Source organism: Pseudocolwellia sp. AS88 (assembly GCF_030551755.1).
Classification (GTDB): Bacteria; Pseudomonadota; Gammaproteobacteria; order Enterobacterales; family Alteromonadaceae; genus Pseudocolwellia.
Genome location: NZ_JAUPEC010000014.1, coordinates 55,203 through 77,993 on the forward strand (window position 1 = coordinate 55,203; position 22,791 = coordinate 77,993).

The 22,791-nt window shown below is 35.8% G+C and carries 14 protein-coding genes; 7 read left to right on the plus strand and 7 right to left on the minus strand.

Annotation, left to right across the window (positions count from 1 at the left end):
* Positions 1-55: 55 nt before the first annotated feature.
* Genes dxs through Q5N69_RS11315 form a run of 3 tightly spaced genes read right to left on the minus strand, consistent with a single transcriptional unit; the run spans position 56 to position 3,102 of the window.
* The gene (gene dxs / locus Q5N69_RS11305) at positions 56-1,921 is read right to left on the minus strand and encodes a 1-deoxy-D-xylulose-5-phosphate synthase (RefSeq protein WP_304369027.1); all 1,866 of its coding nucleotides are present in this window, start codon (positions 1,919-1,921) and stop codon (positions 56-58) included.
* A gap of 38 nt (positions 1,922-1,959) precedes the next feature.
* Positions 1,960-2,850: a (2E,6E)-farnesyl diphosphate synthase gene (ispA, locus tag Q5N69_RS11310; RefSeq protein WP_304369028.1), complete on the minus strand. Its 891-nt coding sequence runs from the start codon at positions 2,848-2,850 to the stop codon at positions 1,960-1,962.
* Positions 2,851-3,102, minus strand: a complete 252-nt coding sequence (locus Q5N69_RS11315) for an exodeoxyribonuclease VII small subunit (protein ID WP_304369029.1) — start codon at positions 3,100-3,102, stop codon at positions 2,851-2,853.
* 224 nt (positions 3,103-3,326) lie between these two features.
* On the opposite strand from Q5N69_RS11315, the gene pomA reads away from it, so the two are divergent.
* Both pomA and Q5N69_RS11325 read left to right on the plus strand, forming a co-directional pair.
* Complete coding sequence (gene pomA, locus Q5N69_RS11320) at positions 3,327-4,091, plus strand: flagellar motor protein PomA (RefSeq protein ID WP_304369030.1); 765 nt, start codon at positions 3,327-3,329, stop codon at positions 4,089-4,091.
* An 11-nt stretch (positions 4,092-4,102) separates the two neighbouring features.
* Positions 4,103-5,041, plus strand: a complete 939-nt coding sequence (locus Q5N69_RS11325) for a flagellar motor protein MotB (RefSeq protein ID WP_304369031.1) — start codon at positions 4,103-4,105, stop codon at positions 5,039-5,041.
* Positions 5,042-5,142: 101 nt separating this feature from the next.
* Here Q5N69_RS11325 and Q5N69_RS11330 read toward each other — a convergent pair whose 3' ends face one another.
* Positions 5,143-6,585, minus strand: a complete 1,443-nt coding sequence (locus Q5N69_RS11330) for a sugar porter family MFS transporter (RefSeq protein WP_304369032.1) — start codon at positions 6,583-6,585, stop codon at positions 5,143-5,145.
* 20 nt (positions 6,586-6,605) lie between these two features.
* Positions 6,606-9,230, minus strand: coding sequence for a glycoside hydrolase family 3 C-terminal domain-containing protein (locus tag Q5N69_RS11335; RefSeq protein WP_304369034.1), 2,625 nt, complete (start codon positions 9,228-9,230; stop codon positions 6,606-6,608).
* 390 nt (positions 9,231-9,620) lie between these two features.
* On the opposite strand from Q5N69_RS11335, the gene Q5N69_RS11340 reads away from it, so the two are divergent.
* Positions 9,621-12,659: a TonB-dependent receptor gene (locus tag Q5N69_RS11340; RefSeq protein WP_304369035.1), complete on the plus strand. Its 3,039-nt coding sequence runs from the start codon at positions 9,621-9,623 to the stop codon at positions 12,657-12,659.
* A 119-nt stretch (positions 12,660-12,778) separates the two neighbouring features.
* Positions 12,779-14,293: a tryptophan halogenase family protein gene (locus tag Q5N69_RS11345; RefSeq protein WP_304369036.1), complete on the plus strand. Its 1,515-nt coding sequence runs from the start codon at positions 12,779-12,781 to the stop codon at positions 14,291-14,293.
* Between the two features lie 14 nt (positions 14,294-14,307).
* Here the strand turns inward: Q5N69_RS11345 and Q5N69_RS11350 are convergent, their stop codons facing one another.
* On the minus strand, positions 14,308-15,489 hold the full coding sequence (locus Q5N69_RS11350) for an AraC family transcriptional regulator (protein WP_304369037.1): 1,182 nt from the start codon (positions 15,487-15,489) through the stop codon (positions 14,308-14,310).
* Between the two features lie 219 nt (positions 15,490-15,708).
* Here Q5N69_RS11350 and Q5N69_RS11355 point away from each other — a divergent pair, with 219 nt between their 5' ends.
* The 3 genes from Q5N69_RS11355 to thiI all read left to right on the plus strand — a co-directional run bounded on the left by Q5N69_RS11355 (position 15,709) and on the right by thiI (position 21,796).
* Entirely contained in the window at positions 15,709-18,222 is a 2,514-nt protein-coding gene (locus tag Q5N69_RS11355) for a glycoside hydrolase family 3 protein (protein WP_304369038.1), read from the plus strand.
* Between the two features lie 48 nt (positions 18,223-18,270).
* Positions 18,271-20,046 (plus strand): glycoside hydrolase family 9 protein, encoded by a 1,776-nt coding sequence (locus Q5N69_RS11360; protein ID WP_304369039.1) that lies wholly within the window; start codon positions 18,271-18,273, stop codon positions 20,044-20,046.
* 295 nt (positions 20,047-20,341) lie between these two features.
* A complete protein-coding gene (gene thiI, locus Q5N69_RS11365) occupies positions 20,342-21,796 on the plus strand; it encodes a tRNA uracil 4-sulfurtransferase ThiI (protein ID WP_304369040.1) in 1,455 nt (484 codons plus the stop codon).
* 57 nt (positions 21,797-21,853) lie between these two features.
* On the opposite strand, the gene Q5N69_RS11370 is transcribed toward thiI, so the two are convergent.
* Positions 21,854-22,789, minus strand: coding sequence for a ketopantoate reductase family protein (locus Q5N69_RS11370; protein WP_304369041.1), 936 nt, complete (start codon positions 22,787-22,789; stop codon positions 21,854-21,856).
* Positions 22,790-22,791 lie beyond the last annotated feature (2 nt).

Sequence of the window (22,791 nt, forward strand, 5' to 3'; positions counted from 1 at the left end):
GTGTTATGAAAAGCTAGAATATAGAAAGTTTTATATTCTAGCTAAATATGATGAATTATAAGTTAAGGAAGTGATTAATTTTATCTAATATTCCTTCGCTATTTAGCCCTAGCTCTTGATGTATTTCGTCTTGCGTTCCATGTTTAATGAAAGCATCAGGTAGGCCAATATTTAATATTTTAATGGCGATGCCTTTACTAAGGATAAACTCATTTACAGCAGAGCCTGCGCCACCAGCAATAGCATTATCTTCTAGCGTTATTATACAAGTATGGTTGTTCGCTAATTCTTCAATTAAGGCTTCATCTAAAGGTTTAACAAAACGCATATCAACTAATGTAGTGTTAAGTGATTCTGCTACGGTGTTAGCTTCTTGTAATAAAGTACCAAAGCTTAAAATAGCGATGTCTTTACCTTGTTGTTTAACAATACCTTTACCCATTTCTATGGTTTCTGATATAGATGGTAACTCAGCATCATTACCCGACCCTCTAGGATATCTAACTGCAGCTGGGCCTGTATGTTGATGACCTGTATTTAACATAAGCACACATTCACGTTCATCAGATGGCGCCATGATCACCATATTAGGTATACATCTTAAAAAGCTTAAGTCGAATGCACCTTGATGCGTAGCTCCGTCAGCGCCAACAATACCAGCGCGATCAATAGCAAACATTACGGGTAAGTTTTGAATGGCTACATCATGAATAAGTTGATCATAACCACGTTGTAAAAAGCTAGAATAAATAGCAACAACAGGGTTATAGCCACCAATAGCTAAACCTGCAGCAAAAGTTACTGCATGTTGTTCAGCAATGGCAACATCATAATATTGATCTGGAAAACGCTGACTAAACTCAACCATACCAGAACCTTCACGCATTGCTGGAGTTATAGCTGTTAACTTTGGATCAATTTCTGCGGTGTTACATAACCAATCACCAAAAATTTTAGAGTAGGTAGGTAAGCTCGCTTTACTTTTGGGTAGTGTAGTTTCTTCTGGGTTAAACTTAGGTACAGCATGATACTTTATTGGATCTTGTTCAGCCGCTTCGTAGCCTTTACCTTTTTTAGTGGCAATATGTAAAAGCTGAGGGCCTTTTAAATTGCGCATATTAGAAATGGTATCAACTAATCCATTAACATCATGACCATCTATCGGGCCAATATAATTGAAACCAAGTTCTTCGAAAAAGGTGCTAGGGACAACCATGCCTTTTATATGCTCTTCAGCACGACTAGCTAACTCTTTTATCGGAGGGATGTTCTTAAGTATGCGCTTACTTCCTTCACGAAGCCCTGTATATAGATTTCCCGAAAGCATTTTAGCTAAGTGATTATTAAGAGCGCCTACGTTTTCAGATATAGACATCTCATTGTCATTAAGTACAACAAGCATATCTTTGTTAATATCGCCGCCATGATTTAATGCTTCAAATGCCATACCTGCGGTCATAGCACCATCACCAATTACAGCAACAACTTTTCTATTTTTAGCTTCTTTTTCAGCTGCAACAGCCATACCCAATGCAGCAGATATAGAAGTACTTGAATGACCCACACTTAATACATCGTATTCGCTTTCTTCGCGCCATGGAAAAGGATGCAAGCCATCTTTTTGTCTAATGGTATGTAGTTGGTCGCGTCGACCGGTTAGAATTTTATGAGGATAAGCTTGATGACCCACATCCCAGATCAATTGATCAAAAGGTGTGTTGTACACAAAATGTAAAGCTACCGTAAGCTCTATTGTACCTAAACCTGAAGCGAAATGGCCACTACTTTTACTAACTGAATTGAGTAAGTATCGACGTAATTCTTCACTCGCTTGAGTGAGTTTGCTTTTACCTAATAACCTTAAATCTTCAGGTGTATTAATGTTTGATAAAAGTGGGTAGTCAGTTAGATCAATTGTCATGTGTTATCGGTTATTCTTATTAAAATTTATACAGTGAACTAGCTAGTGCGCTTTACAATGAAAGTCGCAAAATCAGCTAAACATTGGGTATTGTAAGGCAAAGTAGACAAAGCTTGAAGTGCTTGTTGGTATAAGTCGTCAGCTTTTTGCTGAGCACCTTCTAAACCAAGCAAAGCTGGATATGTACTTTTATTTGCGGCTAGGTCTGAACCTGCTGGTTTTCCTAACTCTTCTTCGCTTGATGTTATATCAATAATATCATCTCTTACTTGGTAAGCTAAACCTACAAGTTGTGCGAAAGTTTTTAATTGTGCTTTTTCTTCTACAGAAACTGTACTACTACAGTCAGCAGCCATTAATACTGAAGCTTCAATTAACGCTCCTGTTTTTAATGAATGCAAATGTTGTAAAGCATCTAAAGGTATTGAATGATCTGTAGCTGCTAAATCAAGTGCCTGTCCACCGCACATTCCTTGATAACCAGAGGCATTAACAAGTTGTTGCACAAAGCCAATACGCTTACTTTGTAAATGCTCTGAAAAATGATGGTTGGATAAAATATCAAAAGCTAAAGTTTGTAAACTGTCGCCCGCTAATATTGCTGTCGCTTCATCAAAAGCTTTATGACAGGTTGGTTTACCACGTCTTAAATCGTCATCATCCATCGCTGGTAAATCATCATGTAATAATGAATAAGCATGAATACATTCCAATGCAGCAGCTATGCCGTCAATATCTTCTAACTTTGCCCCTACACTTGTTCCTGTAATATAAGCTAGATAAGGGCGCATGCGTTTGCCGCCAATAAGTAAGCCATAACGCATGGCTTCTAATAAACGCTCGTCGTTACACGCTAACTGATCTAATTTATTGGTAAGAAATTGATTAACACGTTGTTGGTATTCATCTAATTGAGGTAACTGACCCACTTAGCTATCGTCCTGTGTTAATTCAAATGTTGAAAGGGCTTGCTCCGGATTATTTTTATCGAGCAATATTTGGATTTTTTGTTCGGCATCCTGTAGCTTTGTTTGGCTAGCTTGGCTAAGATTTAAACCACGCTCAAATAAATTCATCGAATCTTCCAGACTTAGCTCACCTTGTTCTAAATTTTGAACAATTTCTTCTAATTCATTAAGTGATTCTTCAAAGCTTAAATTTTCAATTTTTTTTCTAGCCATTATTTTTTTACTGCTACATTTAATAGATAGGCGCAAAGGTACCTTAGCTTAACATTTTGGTCAATTAGCGTCGATTTATTAATTGATTGTTATCTTTTACTGAAAAGAAGTTAAGTTATTGAGATTAGTGGCGATAACATAAATATAAGTATTCGCGTAACCCCGATCGTTATTGTATTATTATTTATAAAGCACAACGATAAACATGTAAACAGGAGCATTTTGTGGATTTAGCTACGCTGGTTGGGATGGTTGGCGCCATTGGTTTTATTGTTATGGCGATGATATTAGGTGGTGATATCAGCATGTTTGTTGATACTCAATCTATATTGATTGTTTTTTGTGGCTCCCTCTTTGTTGTATTATCAAATTATAATATGGGGCAATTTTTCGGAATCGGAAAAATTTGTGGTAAAGCCTTCCTATTCAAACTTGAAACTCCTGAAGAACTTATTGAAAAATCTGTAGAAATGGCAGATGCAGCACGTAAGGGCGGATTTTTAGCTTTAGAAGAAGCAGAAATTACTAACGCTTTTATGCAAAAAGGCGTAGATATGCTGGTTGATGGTCATGATGCAGATGTTGTGCGTGCTACTTTACAAAAAGATATTTCACTTACGAGTGAACGTCATGAAAGAGGTATAGGCATGATGATGGCGTTAGCAGATGTAGCGCCAGCAATGGGCATGATCGGTACACTTATCGGTTTAGTTGCCATGCTTTCAAATATGGATGACCCAAAAGCCATCGGTCCTGCAATGGCGGTAGCACTTTTAACAACCTTATATGGAGCCTTCTTAGCAAACGTAATTGCCATTCCAATCGCTAATAAATTAAAACTAAGACTTGAAGAAGAGAAAATGAACAGGCAATTGATCCTTGATGCTGTTTTAGGTATTCAAGATGGTCAAAACCCTCGTGTTATTGAAGGGCTATTAAAGAACTATATTGCTGAAGGTAAGCGTGCCGTCGATACGAATGAAGAGTAAGGGAGGCTAAAATGGAAGAAGAATGTAAATGTCCACCTCCCGGGCTCCCCGCCTGGATGGGAACATTCGCCGACTTAATGTCGTTGCTTATGTGCTTTTTCGTTTTACTTTTATCTTTTTCAGAAATGGATGTTTTAAAGTTTAAACAAATTGCAGGCTCTATGAAGTTTGCTTTTGGTGTACAAAACAAAATTGAAGTTAAAGATATTCCTAAAGGTACTAGTATCATTGCTCAAGAATTTAGACCGGGTAAACCAGAACCAACACCTATTGAAGTTATTCAACAACAAACCGTAGAAATGACTCAGCAAATGCTAGAGTTTCAGGCGGGTGATGAAACTTCTGCGGGTGGACGTCAAGAGCAACGCGGAGCGCAACGGGGTGGTCAGTCCCAGAGCACAGCAAATGAACAAGCAGCTCAAGAAATTGTTCAAGCAGCGGAAGATGCACAACAAGCCTCTCAAGAAAAAACAAATGACCTAATCAAGAAAATTGCAGATCAGCTTGATAAGCAAATTCAAGATGGTGCCATAGAATTAGAGTCTCTAGGACAACAAATTATTATTCGTATAAGAGAAAATGGTTCGTTTCCATCAGGTTCAGCGTTTTTACAGCCTCAGTTTAGACCGATTATTCGAGAGATTGGTGAGTTACTCATGACTATTCCCGGTGAAATAATGATTTCAGGTCATACCGACAATCAAGGTATTAGTTCGGAGTTATTTACTTCTAATTGGGACTTATCAAGTAAACGTGCGGTAGCTATTGCTCATGAGATAATAAAAGTGCCTGAATTTGATCAAAGCCGAATTATTGTTGCCGGTCATGCAGATGCTAAACCTTTAGTACCCAATACAAATGCTTTAAATCGACGTAAAAATCGTCGTGTAGAAATTGCTATTAACCAAGGTAAAGCTCAAGAAACAGAACCTGTATCTATTATTCAGTAGGTTTCATAGCTTGTTGATGAGCAGATAACCTTTATCAATTCATAAAAAATGCGACCTATGTATCACAGTGGTCGCATTTTTTGCTTTGGGAGGGATGGTTCTTACATTTGTTCTAATTTTTTACCTTTAGTTTCTATTACAAACCACAAAACAAATAGAATAGAAATAAGCGCAAAGAAAGTATAAAAAGAATAGGTTATTGCTAATCCAGCACTTGCGAGCAATAAAGGAAACGTCATTGTAATAATAAAGTTTGCTAACCATTGAGCTAAACCGGCTACAGCTAGGCCTGAACCTCTTATTTTATTTGGAAACATTTCTCCTAACATAACCCACATAACGGGCCCCCATGAAAGGTTAAAAAAGAATACATATAAATTCGCTTGCAGTAAGGCAGTAAATCCCCAATCACCCAGCTGTAATTGACCTTGGCTATCAAGTGTTCCATTAGCGAACGCTGTAACTAACCCCAGAAGTGAAAAGCTCATGCCTACAGAACCAATTAACAAAAATGGTTTTCTGCCTACTTTATCTATTAGGGATAAAGTAATAAAGCATGCAAGAATACTAACACCACCACTTATTATGTTAATCAAAAGCGCGTCAGACTCTGAAAATCCAACCGCTTGCCATAAAATCGCGCCGTAATAAAAAACAACGTTAATACCAGCTAATTGCTGTAAAACAGCAAGGCCAATACCTACCCAAATAATAGGTTTTAATTTATGAGTATTTGTTTTAAATATGTCAGATATCTTAGGTGTATGATCATTACCTATTGAAGCTCGAATATCACTCCACATAGTTATAGCTGCTTTAGCACCAAATAAGCGTGTTAATACATTAATACCTTTATCTTTTTTATTTTTTATTGCTAAATATCTTGGGCTTTCAGGAATAAAAAATAATGTAACTAGAAATAATATCGCAGGTATTAATTCAATCCAAAACATCCAACGCCATGTATGAAAACCTAACCATAATTCAGATGTTGATCCTCCTGAAATTTTGACTAGAAAATAATTACTTAAAAATGAACTAAACAAACCTAAAATAATAGCGACCTGTTGAATTGACGTTAGCATACCTCTTAGGCGTGGTGGCGCTATTTCACTTATATATGCAGGTGCTAATACCGAGGCTGCTCCTACTGCTAGGCCTCCAATTAAACGGTAGATAACAAACTCCAATGATGAGCTTGCTATACCTGAACCCCAAGCACTCATAACAAAAAACAGAGCAGTTACCATTAATATACTTTTTCTTCCGTATTTATCAGCACTACGTCCAGCAATAAAAGCCCCCAAAGCACAACCTAATAGCATACTTGCTACATTAAAACCTGTTCCCATGCTGTCTGAACTAAAGGCGAGTTTTAATCCATCTACTGTTCCATTAATTACGCCGCTATCAAAGCCAAACAAAAATCCACCTATTGTGGCTACACACGCAATAAAGAATATTTGTAGGAGGTTTTCTTCTTTTGGTTTTACTGTCGAGGCCGATAGTATATTTTTTGATGATTCAATTGAGCTATTATTCATTTTTTTTATTCTCAAATTTATTAAGGTAATGTAACTTCTGTTTTAATATATTTATTTTCTGATGTTTTTATTCCTTGTCCAGCAGCAACCGTTACAATTAGCTTACCTTGGTATTTCAGTGTTTTTCCTTGTTTATTTATATAAGTTAGTTTTTCTTTAGGTATGATTTGTTCGACTGTTTTTGTTGAATTCGGCATAAGTTTGATACGGCTAAAGCTCACTAATTGTTGCTGAGGTGTTTCTATAGGAGCATCAGGCATATTTAAATATACTTGAACCACTTCAGTACTTTCAAAGTCACTCAAATTACTAATTGTTGTATTTAACTCTAAGTTCCCTGATATTCGGTTTAGTTTATAATTTGTATTTTTGTATTGGACTTCTGCGTAACTTAACCCATAACCAAACGGATATAAGACATCGCCTTTATAATACTTATAGGTTCTATTTTTCATTGTATAATTAGTAAAGTCGGGTAAGTCATCTACCGATTTATAAAATGTGATAGGTAACTTACCTGAAGGGCTAAAATCTCCGTATAATAAACGAGTTAATGCTGTTCCTGTCGCTTCTCCAGGGTAAAAAGCTTGTACAATGGCATCAAGATTTTCATTTTCCCAGTTCAATGCCATAGCTCCACCACTCATATTTACCAGAACAATAGGTTTACCTATTTCTTTTAACTGTTTAAGTAGCTTCAATTGATTTTTGGGTAAATTAATATGTGTTCTATCACCATGAGAAAATCCATCTAATTCGAGAGGCATTTCTTCACCTTCCAAGTTAGAACTAATCCCCCCTATAAATACAACAACATCAGATGCTTTAGCTGCATTTATAGCATTTTCAGATAAATTTTGAGGGTCCCTTAACCAAGATAAACTAGCACTTGTTTCAATAACATTTGAATGCCAAAAGTGTTTGAATGTTGCTTGTGCGGTAAAATCATAAGTGTGATTCTTATCAAGCTCTATTTCATCATTTATTACTTTACCGTTTAAAGTAAAAACAAGGTTTTTAGCTTTGAAGTGATATTTTGCTGTTTTTGTAGGTTTTAATTGTCCGTGCCACTTAACTCCAAACTCTTGCTCTAAAGAATCATTAATTGGAGATCGTGTCCAATTGAAGTCTAAATTGTCGTCAATTTGCCTTTTAACTGGTTGCCTCTCAAAATGACTGTCAGGGTAGTATTCAGCAATTAGGCCTGGTTGTTGTTTACCTGAGTGATCAATATGAAAAAAATGTTGTGATGGGATCGTTTGATAATGTGTATATATTTCTCCTGTTAAACTTGTTCCTGCAGTATAAGTTACATTCGATTTACCTAAACGTTCTTCTAAAGCTTGTTTTGGTGTTATTGGAGCTACAGGTGTTCCATGATAGTTGCCAAGCAATACTGTCTGGTTGTCAGCATTAGGACCTATTAATGCTATTTTTTCATTACCTTTAAGCGGTAAAAGCTTGTTGTTTTTTAAAAGTACTAGAGATTTTTCAGCAGCTTCCTGAGTGAGAGCTAAATGCTTTTTTGAACCCACAATACTTAGAGGGATATTCGAGAAAGGTACATGTTCTGGTTTATCAAACATTCCAAGCTTAAAGCGTGCCTTAAATAAACGTTTTACTGCAATATTAATATCATCTTCATTTATTAAACCTTTCTTAACCGCTTCAGTTAAATAACTATAGGTATTACCGTGATGATCACCACAATTTAAATCTGTTCCTGTTTTTAATGCCATACCTGCCGCTTCTGATTCGGTTGCGACAATATTATGGGAATTTCTATCATAAAAATCTGCAATGGCTCCGCAATCTGAAACAATGTAGCCATTAAAGCTAAATTCACCTCTTAATTTATTTTGTATTAACTCATTATTACCACAGGCAGGAGTACCATTAATGCTGTTGTAGGCACACATAACGGATGCAACGTTGGTTTCTTTAATTACATTCTTGAATGCTGGCAGATAAGTTTCTGCTAAATCTTTAGCTGATGCGGTGTAATCATCACTATGACGAGATATTTCAGGACCACTATGAACCGCGTAATGTTTTAACGTTGCTACTGACTTTAAATATTTGTCATTGTTACCTTGTAAACCGTTAACAAAATTTACTGCTATACGAGTTGTTAAATAAGGATCTTCTCCATAAGTTTCTTGTCCTCTTCCCCATCTTGGATCTCTAAAAATATTAATGTTCGGTGACCAATAGGTAAGTCCTGTATACATAGACCTATTATTTTCAGCTAAAAAAGCATGATGTTTTGCTCTGCCTTCATCTGATATTGCAGTACCAACTCTTAGTAGTAAATCTTCATCGAAGGTTGCAGCCAAACCAATAGCTTGAGGGAACACTGTCGCGGTTCCTGCTCTTGCAACACCATGTAATGATTCATTCCACCAATTATACTCAGGCACGTTTAAGCGTTTAATGGCTTTTGCTTTATCAAAAAGTTGTGCAACTTTCTCCTCTAGAGTCATTTGAGCAACTAGATCATCAACTCTTTGCTCTATAGAAAGATGTTCATTTTGAAATAAAAACTGAGCCTGAGGTTTTTGAGTTTCAATATTTAATGGAGTACAGCTCATTAACAATACACTTGATACCGAAACCGACAAGATATTTTCTTTAGATATAATCATATTTAGTAACCACTATATGGATATTATTATTTTAAGTTTCAGTTAGCGTAGCAATTGATATAAATAGGCATCGACAAAGAGTATGTAATAAAGCAGATTTGAACGTTCAACTTTATGTAAGGGCGTTTATTTAAACCTTAACTAGGGAAGTAAATACGACAAATATCGCTAACTGATGATTAAAAATATAAGCAACAAAATGAAAGGGGATTACGAGTTAAAGTGAAGATTGAACGTTCAAATATGAGTATTCACAGGTAATAAGACGACACTTCTTAGTAAACAAATTAAAAATATCCCTGACAATTACATAAAAACAAGAAAACAAGAAAACAATAACTAACTAAAAGATATTGCTTGGTGTTAATTAAAGTAATACAGGGGAGTAAAATGAATAAAAAATATCTATATAACCGTACTGGTAAAAATAATGGAAAATTTAAATTATCTATTATTGCATCGGCCATGCTGGCTATTCCTATGAGTTCATCTCTTTGGGCGGAAGAACTTCAAAATACTGATGAAGTAGAAGTTATTGAAGTCACGGGTGTTCGCGGAGATTTAATCAACGCACAAAACATGAAGCGTGAAGGTGATACCGTTTTAGATGCTATTTCAGCAAAAGATATTGGCGCATTACCTGATCGAAGTGTTTTAGAGGCAATTGTTCGTTTACCGGGTGTTTCAATTGAACGTTTTGCTGGCGCAAATGATCCTGATCATTTTAGTACTGAAGGCAGTGGTGTTGTGGTACGTGGTTTAACTCATACTCGTAGTGAATTTAACGGGAGAGATACTTTCACGGCAGATTCAGGTAGAGGGTTAAGTTTTCAAGATGTACCACCTGAATTAATGGGGGGGGTTGAGGTCTACAAAAATCAATCAGCCGACATGATAGAAGGTGGTATCGCGGGCACTGTTAACTTAATCACACGAAAGCCATTTGATTCAGATAAACGTGTTTTAGCTTTCACTCTTGATGGTACTTATGGTGATTTTAGAAAAGAAACTACACCTTCATTTTCTGGCTTATACAGTGATGTGTTTACGTTAGAAAGAGGAGGACGTTTTGGTGTTTTACTTAACTATTCAAATTCAGAGTTAAAAACACAATCAGACGGGACACAGATTGGCCGCTATGAAGAACAAGATAACTTAGTTGATGGTCAACAAATTCAAGGTCCTCGTACTGTACGTTTAACGCGTAAACAGGATGATCGTAAAAGAGAAGGTTTTGCTAGCGCATTACAATGGGAAAATGAAAGTGGTACTTTGCTTGCTACGGCACAATATATTCGTTCAGACTCTTCTTTAGCTTGGACTGAAAATGCAATTGAAATGGCCGACGATGATGTTGTTAAATCTTTAATCCCAGTATCTGGCACTGAATTTGAAGTTTCTGAACAAGGTTTATTTGAGTCAGGTTTAATTACTTCTACTGCAGGCTGGCGTGGTAATGATGATGCAGAACGCCTACCTAGTGGTGAGTTTGGTGCACAACATGCAATGATAACCCGTCATCGAACACAGGAGGCCTTGGTTGATGATTATGCCTTTAACATTCGGTACCGTCCTAATGACTCTTGGGCATTTAACTTCGATCTACAGTATGTTGAATCTACTTCTGAAATAGTTGATTTTTCAATTATGGGGGCAACACGTGCTGTCGTAGGAATCAACCAAAATGGTGCTGATATTGCTGAGGTAACTTTACTTGACCCCGGTTACAGTGTTGATCCACTTAATAGTGGTGATGCAGATCACTTTGTTGATCCTCATAGCTATTTTTGGCGAAGCGCTATGGACCATGCGTCAGACAATGAAGGTGATGAAATAGCTTTTACCACAGATGGCAAATATACCTTTGATAATGGTTTTATTAGTTCTGTCAAAGTGGGTGTTAGACACGCAGAAAGAGAGCAAATAACTCGCCAATCTACCTATAACTGGAAAGTTCTTTCAGAAGCTTGGGCTGGTGGTAATGCTTGGTTTGATGCCGAAGGTGATGAACTAGGTGCTAGCTTAAATAATCAATATGAGAAAATATCTTTTGATGACTTTGCTCGAGGTGGTGTACTTAATACTGCGGGAGAAAGTGCATTTTTATTTCCTAAAACCTCACTTGCTGTTGACTATGCAAATGCTGAAGCAATCTTGTCACAATTAGATACTGCAGAATGGAGGTCGTTAGCCAGCAGGGAAGGAACGATAGGTGCTTTTTTACCAAATGAAATAAATGATACAAAAGAAACAAACAACGCTATTTATGTAAAAGCTAATTTCGAAGGTCAATTTGGTGACATGGATTATAGCGGTAACATAGGGCTACGCTACGTTAGCATAGAGAATGAGACCGCTGGTTTTATTACTTTTCCCGATAATACTGCTACACCAGGTGATTTAAGTGACAGAGATAACTTTTTACCTGCTGATCAAGCGGCTTTTGGAAATAATGCTTCTTTTGAACAAAACGCCACGAGTAAATATACCAATGTATTGCCGAGCTTAAATATTAAATTAAATGTTTCAGACGATGTATTAGTGCGCTTTGGTTTTTCAGAAGGTATTGCATTACCTGACTTAGGGAATTTACGTAATTATATTGAGATCCAAACGGAAGATCGCGTAGAAACTGTTGATGAAAGTGTAACTCCACCTCAAGTTATAGCATCTAATATAGGTCGTTACATTGCTAAATCGGGTAATCCATTCTTGAAACCGATGGAATCTTATAATTATGATTTAGCTATAGAGTGGTACTTTGCAGAAGGTGTTGGTTCATTAACAACATCTTTCTTTTATAAAGACCTAAGTAATTACTTTATAAATGGAACTGTTGATCGTGAAATTACTAATAATGGTTCAACCCAAACCGTTCAAGTCGATGGTGCTACTAATGGTGAAGAAGGTTCTGTTCAAGGTGTTGAAATTGCGTACCAACAATTTTTTGACTTTTTACCAGGTGCTTTAAGTGGTTTAGGAGTTCAATTTAACTATACCTATATTGATGAAGAAGGATCGCCTAACTCATCGCTATCGCCGGATAAACCTAATTCAGAAGAAGGTGAGGGAGTTGCATTTGATAACCTACCTTTGGAGGGCTTATCTAAAGACAACTTTAATTTCATTGCCATGTATGAAAAGAATGGTCTTTCTGCACGTTTAGCCTATAACTGGCGATCAGAGTACCTATTAACCTCAAAAGACGTTATTACACAGCTGCCTATTTTTAGTGAAGCTGGCGGGCAGCTTGATGGATCAATATTTTATAACATCAACGATAATATTCAGGTGGGCTTACAAGGTAATAACTTAACTAATGAAGTTAGTCGCACATCTATGCAAATAGATAACGAAGGGAATCAAGCTTCACGTTCCTGGTTTGTTAATGACCGAAGATATAGTTTTGTTGTTAAAGGTACTTTCTAGTCTTTGTGGTTTACTTATTCAAAAATATACCATTATTAATGACTAGTCTTGCTTATTAAATATAACTATTAACTGCCACCATTTATTTGGTTGGCAGTTTTTTTAAGGAATAATCAAGTATGACTTATTCAAATATCCCTAATACAGTTAAATCTGTTGTTATTGTAGGCGGAGGTTCTGCAGGTTGGATGGCTGCCGCAGCTTTATCAAAAGTGCTTGGGACACAAAATTGCGATATAACCCTTATAGAGTCAGATCAAATAGGGACTGTCTCAGTTGGTGAAGCAACTATTCCACAAATACAATTATTTAATCGTATTTTAGAAGTAGATGAAAAAGAATTTTTAGAGTTTACTCAAGCGACATTTAAGCTAGGAATAGAGTTTGTTGATTGGCGTAAAAAAGATCATTCATATATGCATCCTTTTGGCGCTTATGGAACAAACATAGAAGCATTACCTTTTCACCATTACTGGCTGAAGATGCAACAAGAAGGAGGTGGGCAAGATCTTTCTAAGTACTCTTTGGCCGCAGTTGCTGCTTATCAGAACAAATTTATGCATCCACAACCACAGCAAAATTCCCCCTTGGCTAGAATTAATTATGCCTATCATTTTGACGCGACCTTATACGCAAAATTTTTATCAAATTATTCAATAAAAAAAGGTGTGAAACGTATTGTAGGAAAAGTTGTGGATGTAGGGTTGAAAGCTGAAAATGGTTTTATTAAAGAGGTTTTCTTAGAAGATAAACAATGTATAAGTGGCGACCTTTTCATAGACTGTTCTGGTTTTAAAGGTTTATTAATTGAACAAGCACTAAAAACGGGGTTTGATGATTGGAGCCATTTTTTACCTTGTAATAGAGCTGTGGCTGTTCCTTGTGATCCAACGCAAGATCTTAAGCCTTATACACAATCTATAGCACAAGATGTTGGCTGGCGTTGGCGCATACCTTTACAGCATAGAGTGGGTAATGGCTATGTTTATGCGAGTGACTTTATCAGCGACGCTGAAGCTAAAGAAGTGTTATTAAAAGGTTTAGAGTCAGAGCCTATTGCGGATATAAATATTTTACGTTGGACTACGGGAATGCGTAAGAAAAGCTGGAATAAAAACTGTATTGCTATTGGGCTTTCTGCAGGTTTTGTTGAACCTCTTGAGTCTACAGGGTTGCACCTTATTCAATCAGCTATAGCAAAATTAATGACACTCTTTCCAACCAAGCAGTTTCATCAATGTGACATTGATATGTTTAATCAACAAACCGAGAAAGAATATCAACGGATCCGTGACTTTATTGTATTGCACTACAAAGTTACCGAGAGGGATGATTCACCTTTTTGGGATTATTGTCGAAATATGTCAATCCCATCAACACTTCAACAAAAGATAGAAATGTATCAAGAGACTGGACGTATATTTAGACAAGATGATGAACTATTTAACGAAACCTCTTGGCTTGCAGTTATGCAAGGGCAAGGGATCCAACCTAAAAGCTATCATCCTTTAGTTGATCGTTTACCTGTATCTGAGATTGAGCGACGCTTACGTAATATTGAATCTGTTATTCAGAATTCGGCCGATATAATGCCTGGACATCATGAATACATAAAAAAACACTGCATGTTATAGCAGTGTTTTTAGGGTTATTTATCGTTATTGTATTTTTCCCAAAAATCTTTTCTGTACTGAGTGGGTGTTACACCCACTAATTTTTTAAAGAAAGTGTTAAATGTCGCTTTACTGTTAAAGCCTGCCATATCCATAATATCTAACATGGTTGTTTTACGGTACTTGTCTGTTACCAATAACGCTTTACTTTCTTCAATACGAAAATAATTGATATATTCAAAAAAGTTTTTCTCAAAATGCCGATTAATTATTGAGGATAAATGTCGAGGTGAAATCACCAACTGGTTAGCTAAGTTTTCTAATGTGAGTAAATGGTTTAAATAAGGTTTCTTCACTCGCATGTACTCTTCTATTTGCGATATTTCTTCGGGGTTAAAGGTATTAACTACTTCATCTGACTCATCATTAACGAGCTTTTTATCAATCCCTTTAAATATTGTTGAATAGCCAGCACTAAAGAAAATGAGACCTGTGATCAAAAACATAACCACGTAGTTAGAGGTTAATCCAAGAGTTTCATGGTCAACGATAATTCCCATTTCATATGAGAAAATTATCGCCAAAGCTACAAATATCGCATTTATACGTATTACTAAAAAGCCAAGTACTAATATCTTTAACCAAGTCAGATCTACATCTTCAATATCAGCAACCTGATTTTTGATTTGTTTATGATATTTGTGTAATTCAATTAAACAAAAAATACCAAATATAAAACGCAAGCATTCACGTATCAGATGAATAACTCGGTCAAGTATTTGTGCTTGTTCAATATTATTGTTTTGTAATGCAGACATTTTTATTTCATTGTCTAACATTAGCCAATCGTTAGTAAAATAAATCGCAAATAAAATAAAAGGAATAAAATACAGAGCTTCTTTTATCGTTAGCTTATAGTTTTTGTAAACTAAAGAGCGAATATAAAGTAATAATAAAGGGGCTTCTATCCAATAGGCCAAACCAAACGAATAGAAAAGATTTGGTGATATATTCAACGCAAAAGCTTTAAAGGCTTCGCCAAAATTAATTAAGTTATCAAGAGGTATAGCTGCTTGAGTTATTAAAAAGCCGGCGAGTAAATAACGACTGAGCTTTTTACCTTTTTTTAAAGTCACGAGGAAAAGAGCGAAGAGTAGACAAATATAAATAGTAAATATTAGTACTAGATCATGGGTATTAAATAGAACCGATTTCATTAAATTACTTTACCTTATTAATTGTATTTTTATTTTAGGTTTATCAATGAGGTGATTTTGTTACGTCATATCATAATGAAATGCCTTAATAAGTTTTAGTATTTTACGTTCAAATATACTCGTTTACGTGTATTTGTACGTTTCTAACTTATATTTGAACGATTTTTTTCTTTTGATAGAGAAGAATGCCTTATCTATTTTTATATTTTAGGTTAAATGATGAAATTAACTAGGCACTTTTCAATATTAACAATTATTGTCAATTTTTATATATGCGCATCAGCATTTGCGGCTGACTTATCTTTATGGCCAGAAATAAAGTCTCCTTTGGCTAAAGACCCTGCAATAGAAAGAAAAATCACTAACTTATTAAATCAAATGTCCCTCGAGCAAAAAGTAGGGCAAATGGTTCAAGCTGAAATAACTTGGGTAACACCTGAAGATGTTAAAAAATATCATTTAGGTTCTGTATTAAATGGTGGAGGGTCTTTTTTAAATGGTAACCGTAATGCAACTGTAAATGATTGGGTTACATTTATGGATGAATTATATCTTGCTTCAATGGACACATCAGAGGGGGGACTGCCTATTCCAATGACTTATGGTATTGATGCAGTTCATGGGAATAATAAGTTTATTGGTGCTACGTTATATCCACATAATATTGGTTTAGGTGCAGCTAATAACCCCAAATTAATTCATCAAATAGGTGAAGCTACCGCAAAAGAAGTCCTACTCGCCGGGATAGATTGGACATTCGCTCCAACTCTAGCTGTAGCACGTGATGATAGATGGGGAAGAACTTATGAAAGTTATTCAGAAGATCCTGAAATTGTTGCTTTGTATGCTAAAGAAATGATTGAAGGTTTACAGGGTAAAGCATCAACTAATGAATTTCTAAATGAAGATCATATTTACTCAACTGCAAAGCATTGGGTTGGAGATGGTGGAACGCTGAATGGGATTGATCAAGGCGATAACCTTGATGCAGAACGAGACTTAATTGATCATCATGCAGCCGCATATTTTCCTGCGCTTAAAGCTGGAGTACAAAGCATTATGGCTTCACACAATATGTGGCATGGAGAACGTTTACATGGCAGTAAATATCTTTTAACCGATGTACTAAAAGGTAAGTTAGGTTTTGATGGGTTTATTGTTGGTGACTGGAATTCTCATAGTAAAATTCCAGGTTGTACCAACGACAGCTGCCCACAAGCTATTGATGCTGGATTAGATATGTTTATGGTGGTTGAAGAATGGAAAAACTTCATAGAAAACACAATTAAACAGGTTAAAACAGGTGAAGTCTCATTATCACGTATTGATGAAGCTGTACGTAGAATTTTGCGCGTGAAAATCCGTTCAGGTTTATTTGAAAAAGGATTACCTTCTAAAAGAAAGTACGCCAACAAAAATGAATTGTTAGGTGCTCCTGCTCACAAGGATATAGCACGACAAGCAGTTAGAGAATCTCTGGTTTTACTTAAAAATAATCATAATATTTTACCACTAAATACTAACTTGAATGTTTTAGTTGCTGGTGATGGCGCTGAAAACATGAGTAAGCAAACTGGTGGTTGGACAATTAACTGGACAGGTGAAGGTAACCAAAAATCAGACTTTCCAGGTGGTACTTCAATTTATGATGGGATCAAGTTGGCTGTAGAAGCTGGCGGTGGTAAATCTACATTAAGTCCTAATGGTAGTTTTAAAGTGAAACCCGATGTTGCCATTGTTGTTTTTGGTGAGAATCCTTATGCAGAATGGATCGGCGATATTAAATCGATCATTTATCAGCAACAGTCACATCGAGATGCAAAACTGATCGAATCATTACAAGCACAAGGTATTAAAGTTGTTAGTGTATTTCTGTCTGGAAGGCCACTGTGGGTGAATCGTGAAATTAATGCTTCTACCGCGTTTATCGCGGCTTGGTTACCTGGCAGCGAAGGTATTGGTATCGCTGATGTTATTTTCAAAAATAACAAAGGTAATATAAAACATGATTTTAAAGGGAAATTATCGTTTTCATGGCCTAAATTATCATCTCAAGTTGTACTAAATAGAGGTGACACAAATTATGATCCTCTTTTCCCTTATGGCTATGGTTTAACTTATAAAGATAAAGTGATGGTTGGGGAGCTAAGTACTGAAAGTGACTTTAAAATGGAAGTGCTGAAAGACATTCCATATATGGTAATGAAAGGTCGAACGAATGAAAATTGGAATTACCAGCTACGTACTAAGAATTTACAAAAAGACATCCATACACCAATAGGAAAAGTAGATGGCTTTAGCATGATTGAAGCTGATAAAGATATTCAAGGTGATGCTAAAGAGTTTACTTGGGATGGTACAAATGATGTTGCTGTATACATAACATCGAATTGGTTTAGAGAAGACCTATCTAACTATCTATTTAATAACAGTCGTTTGGCTTTTGATATTCGTGTTGAAGATTATCCTCAAGGACCATTATTAGTGAAAATGGGGTGCAGTATTGGAGCTTGTGGAGCGTTTGATATTTCACCTTTGGTGAATAAGTTCAAATTACACTCTTGGAATAAAGTCTCTATAGATTTACTTTGTTTCGCTAATGCTGGTGTTGAGTTTGAGCGCTCAAGTGCCCCCTTTATTCTAGCAAGCAAAGATGTAGCGAAAGTACGAGTTGCTAACGTTGAATATGTACCCAATCAAGCAGGCACAGCTGATATTAAGTGTACAAACTAGACAGACACATTAACAAATCTAAATAATAATTATAAAGAAGAGATAACAATGAATTTAACGAATTGTATAACTATTTTATCAGGTGTACTTTTATTGAGTGCTTGTGGAAGTTCAAGTAATGATAAATCAGAACCAATAACAACTCAGGATCCAGTATCAACGGTTACTCCTGAAGAGCAACAAGAGTTGAGTAATGTAAACATTAAGCTTAATCAACTTGGCTTTTTACCTAATGCAGATAAGGTCGCTATTATACCTAATGTTGAGAGTACTACATTTGAACTCGTTTCTAGCGAAACAGATAGCGTCGTCTTTGAAGGTAATCTTTCAGGGGCCTCTTCTTGGGAATTAGCTGGAGAAGCAAAAACAAAACAAGCTGACTTTTCAGGATTTAATACACAAGGAACTTATTTTATTAGAGTTTCAGGTGTTAATGACTCAAGTACATTTGAAATTAATAACCATGTTTATTCTTCATTGCATGATGCGGCACTTAAGTTTTATTATTTTAATCGTGCTAGCCAAGAAATTATCGAACCATATGGAGAACAATGGATAAGGGCTGCAGGGCATTTAGATCAACAAGTCAAAGTTCATGCTTCTGCAGCAACTGAGCAACGTCCGCCTTTAACGGTGATCTCTTCACCTAAAGGTTGGTATGATGCTGGCGACTACGGGAAATATGTAGTTAATTCAGGGATCTCTACCTATACCTTATTAGCCGCGTATGAGCATTTTCCAACCTTTTACCAAGATCGTAACATTACTATTCCTGAATCAAATGATGCAATTCCTGACATCCTTAATGAAACGTTATGGAATCTTGAATGGTTAGAAACTATGCAGGATTTGGATGGAGGTGTGTATCACAAACTGACAACCTTAAACTGGCCTGGATTAGAGATGCCCGATGAGGACCAAAGAGATCGTTACGTTATAGGTAAAACTACAGCAGCATCTTTGAATTTAGCTGCTGTACTCGCAATGGCAAGCCGTGTATATGAGCCTTTTGAAAGCTCATTACCTAATAAGCGCGAAGCTTGGTTAACGTCAGCTAAGGCGGCTTGGAATTGGGCTGTTGAAAATCCAAATGAATATTATCAACAACCTGAAGATGTGAGTAGTGGTGAGTATGGTGACATAGTACTTAACGATGAGTTCGCTTGGGCAGCCGCAGAGTTATTTATAACTACTAAGGACGTTGAATACCTTAAGCAATTTCAAAAGTATAGAAATGGACAATCAGTTCCTTCATGGGCAAGTGTATCGTATTTAGCACTAAGCACTTTGCTAATGAAAGGTGAAGACATTATTGATCCTATTGAATTCCAATCACTGAAGACTGATCAGTTATCGTTAGCTGATAATTTGGTTGAACAATATAAAGATAACAGCTACCGGGTTTCGCTTGTGACCTCAGATTTTGTTTGGGGAAGTAATGCTGCTGCATTAAATAAAGCCTTAATTTTGATGCAAGCAAACCAATTAACTGACGAAAGTAAATATCGTGATGGGGCAATAAATATTCTTGACTATATTTTGGGACGTAATCCAACTGATTATTCATTTGTAACAGGCTTTGGGGATAAAACACCAATGAATCCTCATCATCGAGTGAGTGAGAGCGATAATAATATAGAACCCGTTCCTGGTATGTTAGTTGGTGGCCCTCATGCTGGGCGACAAGATAAATGTAATTATGTATTTTTAGAGGCAGTGAAATCTTATTTGGATGATTGGTGTAGCTTTTCAACAAATGAAGTTACAATAAATTGGAATGCTCCTTTAGTTTATGTACTTGCCGCATTGAACGAAACTGATTAATTTTATCAATATTTCAATTGATTATATTTATGCGCATGTTAACTATTTACTTATAGTGGTTATGTGCGCTTTACAATTCTTTTTTAAGTGACAATTCATTAATTCAATTGCCTTCGATATCGTGTATAATTCGCGCCATTATTTTTTGATACCCATTCCATTAAAAATTTAACTTATTTTATTTAACGGATAAATTGCCAAATACAGGGCGTTTATCTAGCTAGCTTGTAATTGATTTATATAGATAGTTAAGTTACTGGAGTTGGTACAAGTACATTTTTAGGTAGTAGAGTCCATGAAGTTTATTGTAAAGTTACAGTCTGAAATCACCATTAAAAGTAGGCCTGTTCGCAAACGTTTTACTAAAATATTAGAATCTAACCTCAAAACTGTACTACGTCGTGTAGACCCACAAGTTCATGTTCGTATGACTTGGGATAATATTGAAGTGAATTCACCAAACGATACCCCAGAGAATCGTGAGAAAGTGATTTCTACTTTGAAATGTGTTCCTGGTATTCCAATGTTTTTAGAAGTTGTACAAACTGACTTTACCGATGTACATAGCATCTACGAGAAAACAGTTGCTTTACACGCTAAAAGTATTGAAAACAAAACCTTTTGTGTTCGTGTAAAACGTACAGGTACGCACGACTTTAAATCTATTCAAGTTGAGCAATATGTTGGCGGTGGCTTAAACCAAGCGGTTGAATCGGCAAAAGTTAAATTAAGTAAACCTGATATCACCATTCATTTAGAAATAAAAAATGAAAAACTCTTTATTGTTACAGAACGTCATAAAGGTTTAGGCGGCTTCCCAATAGCAACTCAAGAAGATGTATTATCGTTAATGTCTGGTGGTTTTGACTCTGCTGTTGCAAGTTACCAAATGATCAAAAAAGGTGCTCGCACTCATTATTGTTTCTTTAACTTAGGTGGTTCAGCACACGAGATTGGTGTTAAACAAGTAAGTTATTATTTATGGAACAAGTTTGGTGCTTCACATAAAGTTAAGTTTTTCGTTATTGATTTTGAGCCTGTTGTAGCTGAAATTTTAGAGAAAGTAGAAAATGGTCAAATGGGCGTTATTCTAAAACGTATGATGATGCGCGCAGCAGAAAAAATTGCAGCACGCGCTAAAATACAAGCATTGGTTACAGGTGAAGCGTTAGGTCAAGTATCTAGCCAAACATTGACTAACTTAAACGTAATTGATCGTGTTACAGAAACTCTAATTTTAAGACCTTTAACGGCTTACGATAAACAAGATATTATTGATATCGCTCGCCAAATTGGTACTGAAGACTTCTCTAAAACTATCCCTGAATACTGTGGTGTGATTTCAAATAAACCAACAGTGAAAGCGGTATTATCTAAAATTGAAGAAGAAGAAGGTAATTTTGACTTTGATATTTTAGACAACGTAGTTAAAAATACTCGTTTATATGATATTCGTGATATTGCGACAGAAGCTGAAGCCGAAATTAAAGCGGTAGAAATGGTAGATCAACTTGATGATACTGCCATTGTTCTTGATATCAGAAGTCCTGACGAAGAAGATAACAATCCACTGTCATTAGACAAGGTTGAAGTGATTCATATTCCTTTCTATAAACTGGCGACAAAGTTTGATGAGTTGCCTAAAGATAAAGAATATTTCCTTTATTGTGATCAAGGTGTGATGAGTAAGTTACAAGCCTTGTACCTATTAGATAATGGTTATACTAACGTTAAAGTTTATCGTCCATAAATTTATCTAAGTAAACATTATAATAACGAGCTATAACAAACTATAGAGGCTCAGGCATTAAAGACTTAGTGCTAAAACCTTTTGATATAGCTCAGTATTTTTCGGGGTAGGAATATTCAGTTCTTGCCCTAGTTTATGAATATAGCCATTAATATATTCTATCTCTGTTTCTCTATTTAGCTGTACATCACATCGCATTGATGAACTATTTTGAGCTGTATTTTTTGCTACTAATAATACGGTTTCAAGCAATTGTACTTTATTTAAACTAATATCTTTTGTATTACCAATCGCGACTATTTCATCAATCACTTGCTCAATAATAGAAGTAAACTCTGGGTTAGCCACTTCGCCATTTTTAATATCAAACACAGCAGTTAATGGATTTATCACGCAGTTAATTGCTAGCTTTAACCATTGTTTTGATAAAATATCATTGCACCAAGCAACTGCAGGTAATGCGGTATCTAATAAATCAATTATGGCTTTTTGCTTATTTGACTCTATATACTTTTCAGTCGGGTCAAACTTCACACCCAAATGAGATATTCCAACACCAGTATGTTTTATTTCATCATTAGCTATTTTCAAACAACCATGGGTAGTGAGCATATCAAGTACTGTATTATTTTTTAAATATTGGTTTGATTGTGTATTTAGCGCACCTAAACCATTATGGGTTGTTATAACAAGTGTATTAGGGGTGATAATACTTTGAATGTCAGCAATGGCTTGATTGAGTTGATAACTTTTTACACAAACAAGAACAATATCAATTGGACTTTTCGGCTGTGTAGTAATGTTGCTAGGGATTACATGTGTAGCGTCATTAATATCTGTGAATTTGATCTCATTTGGTAAGGTTTTACGTTTAGTCGATTGATAAAGATAACAGTTAATCGAGTGTTTACTGTTTAATGCAAAATGGCTATACCACAATAGACCTATTGCACCTGAGCCTACAATAAGTATATTAGCTTTCTGTTTATTCATCT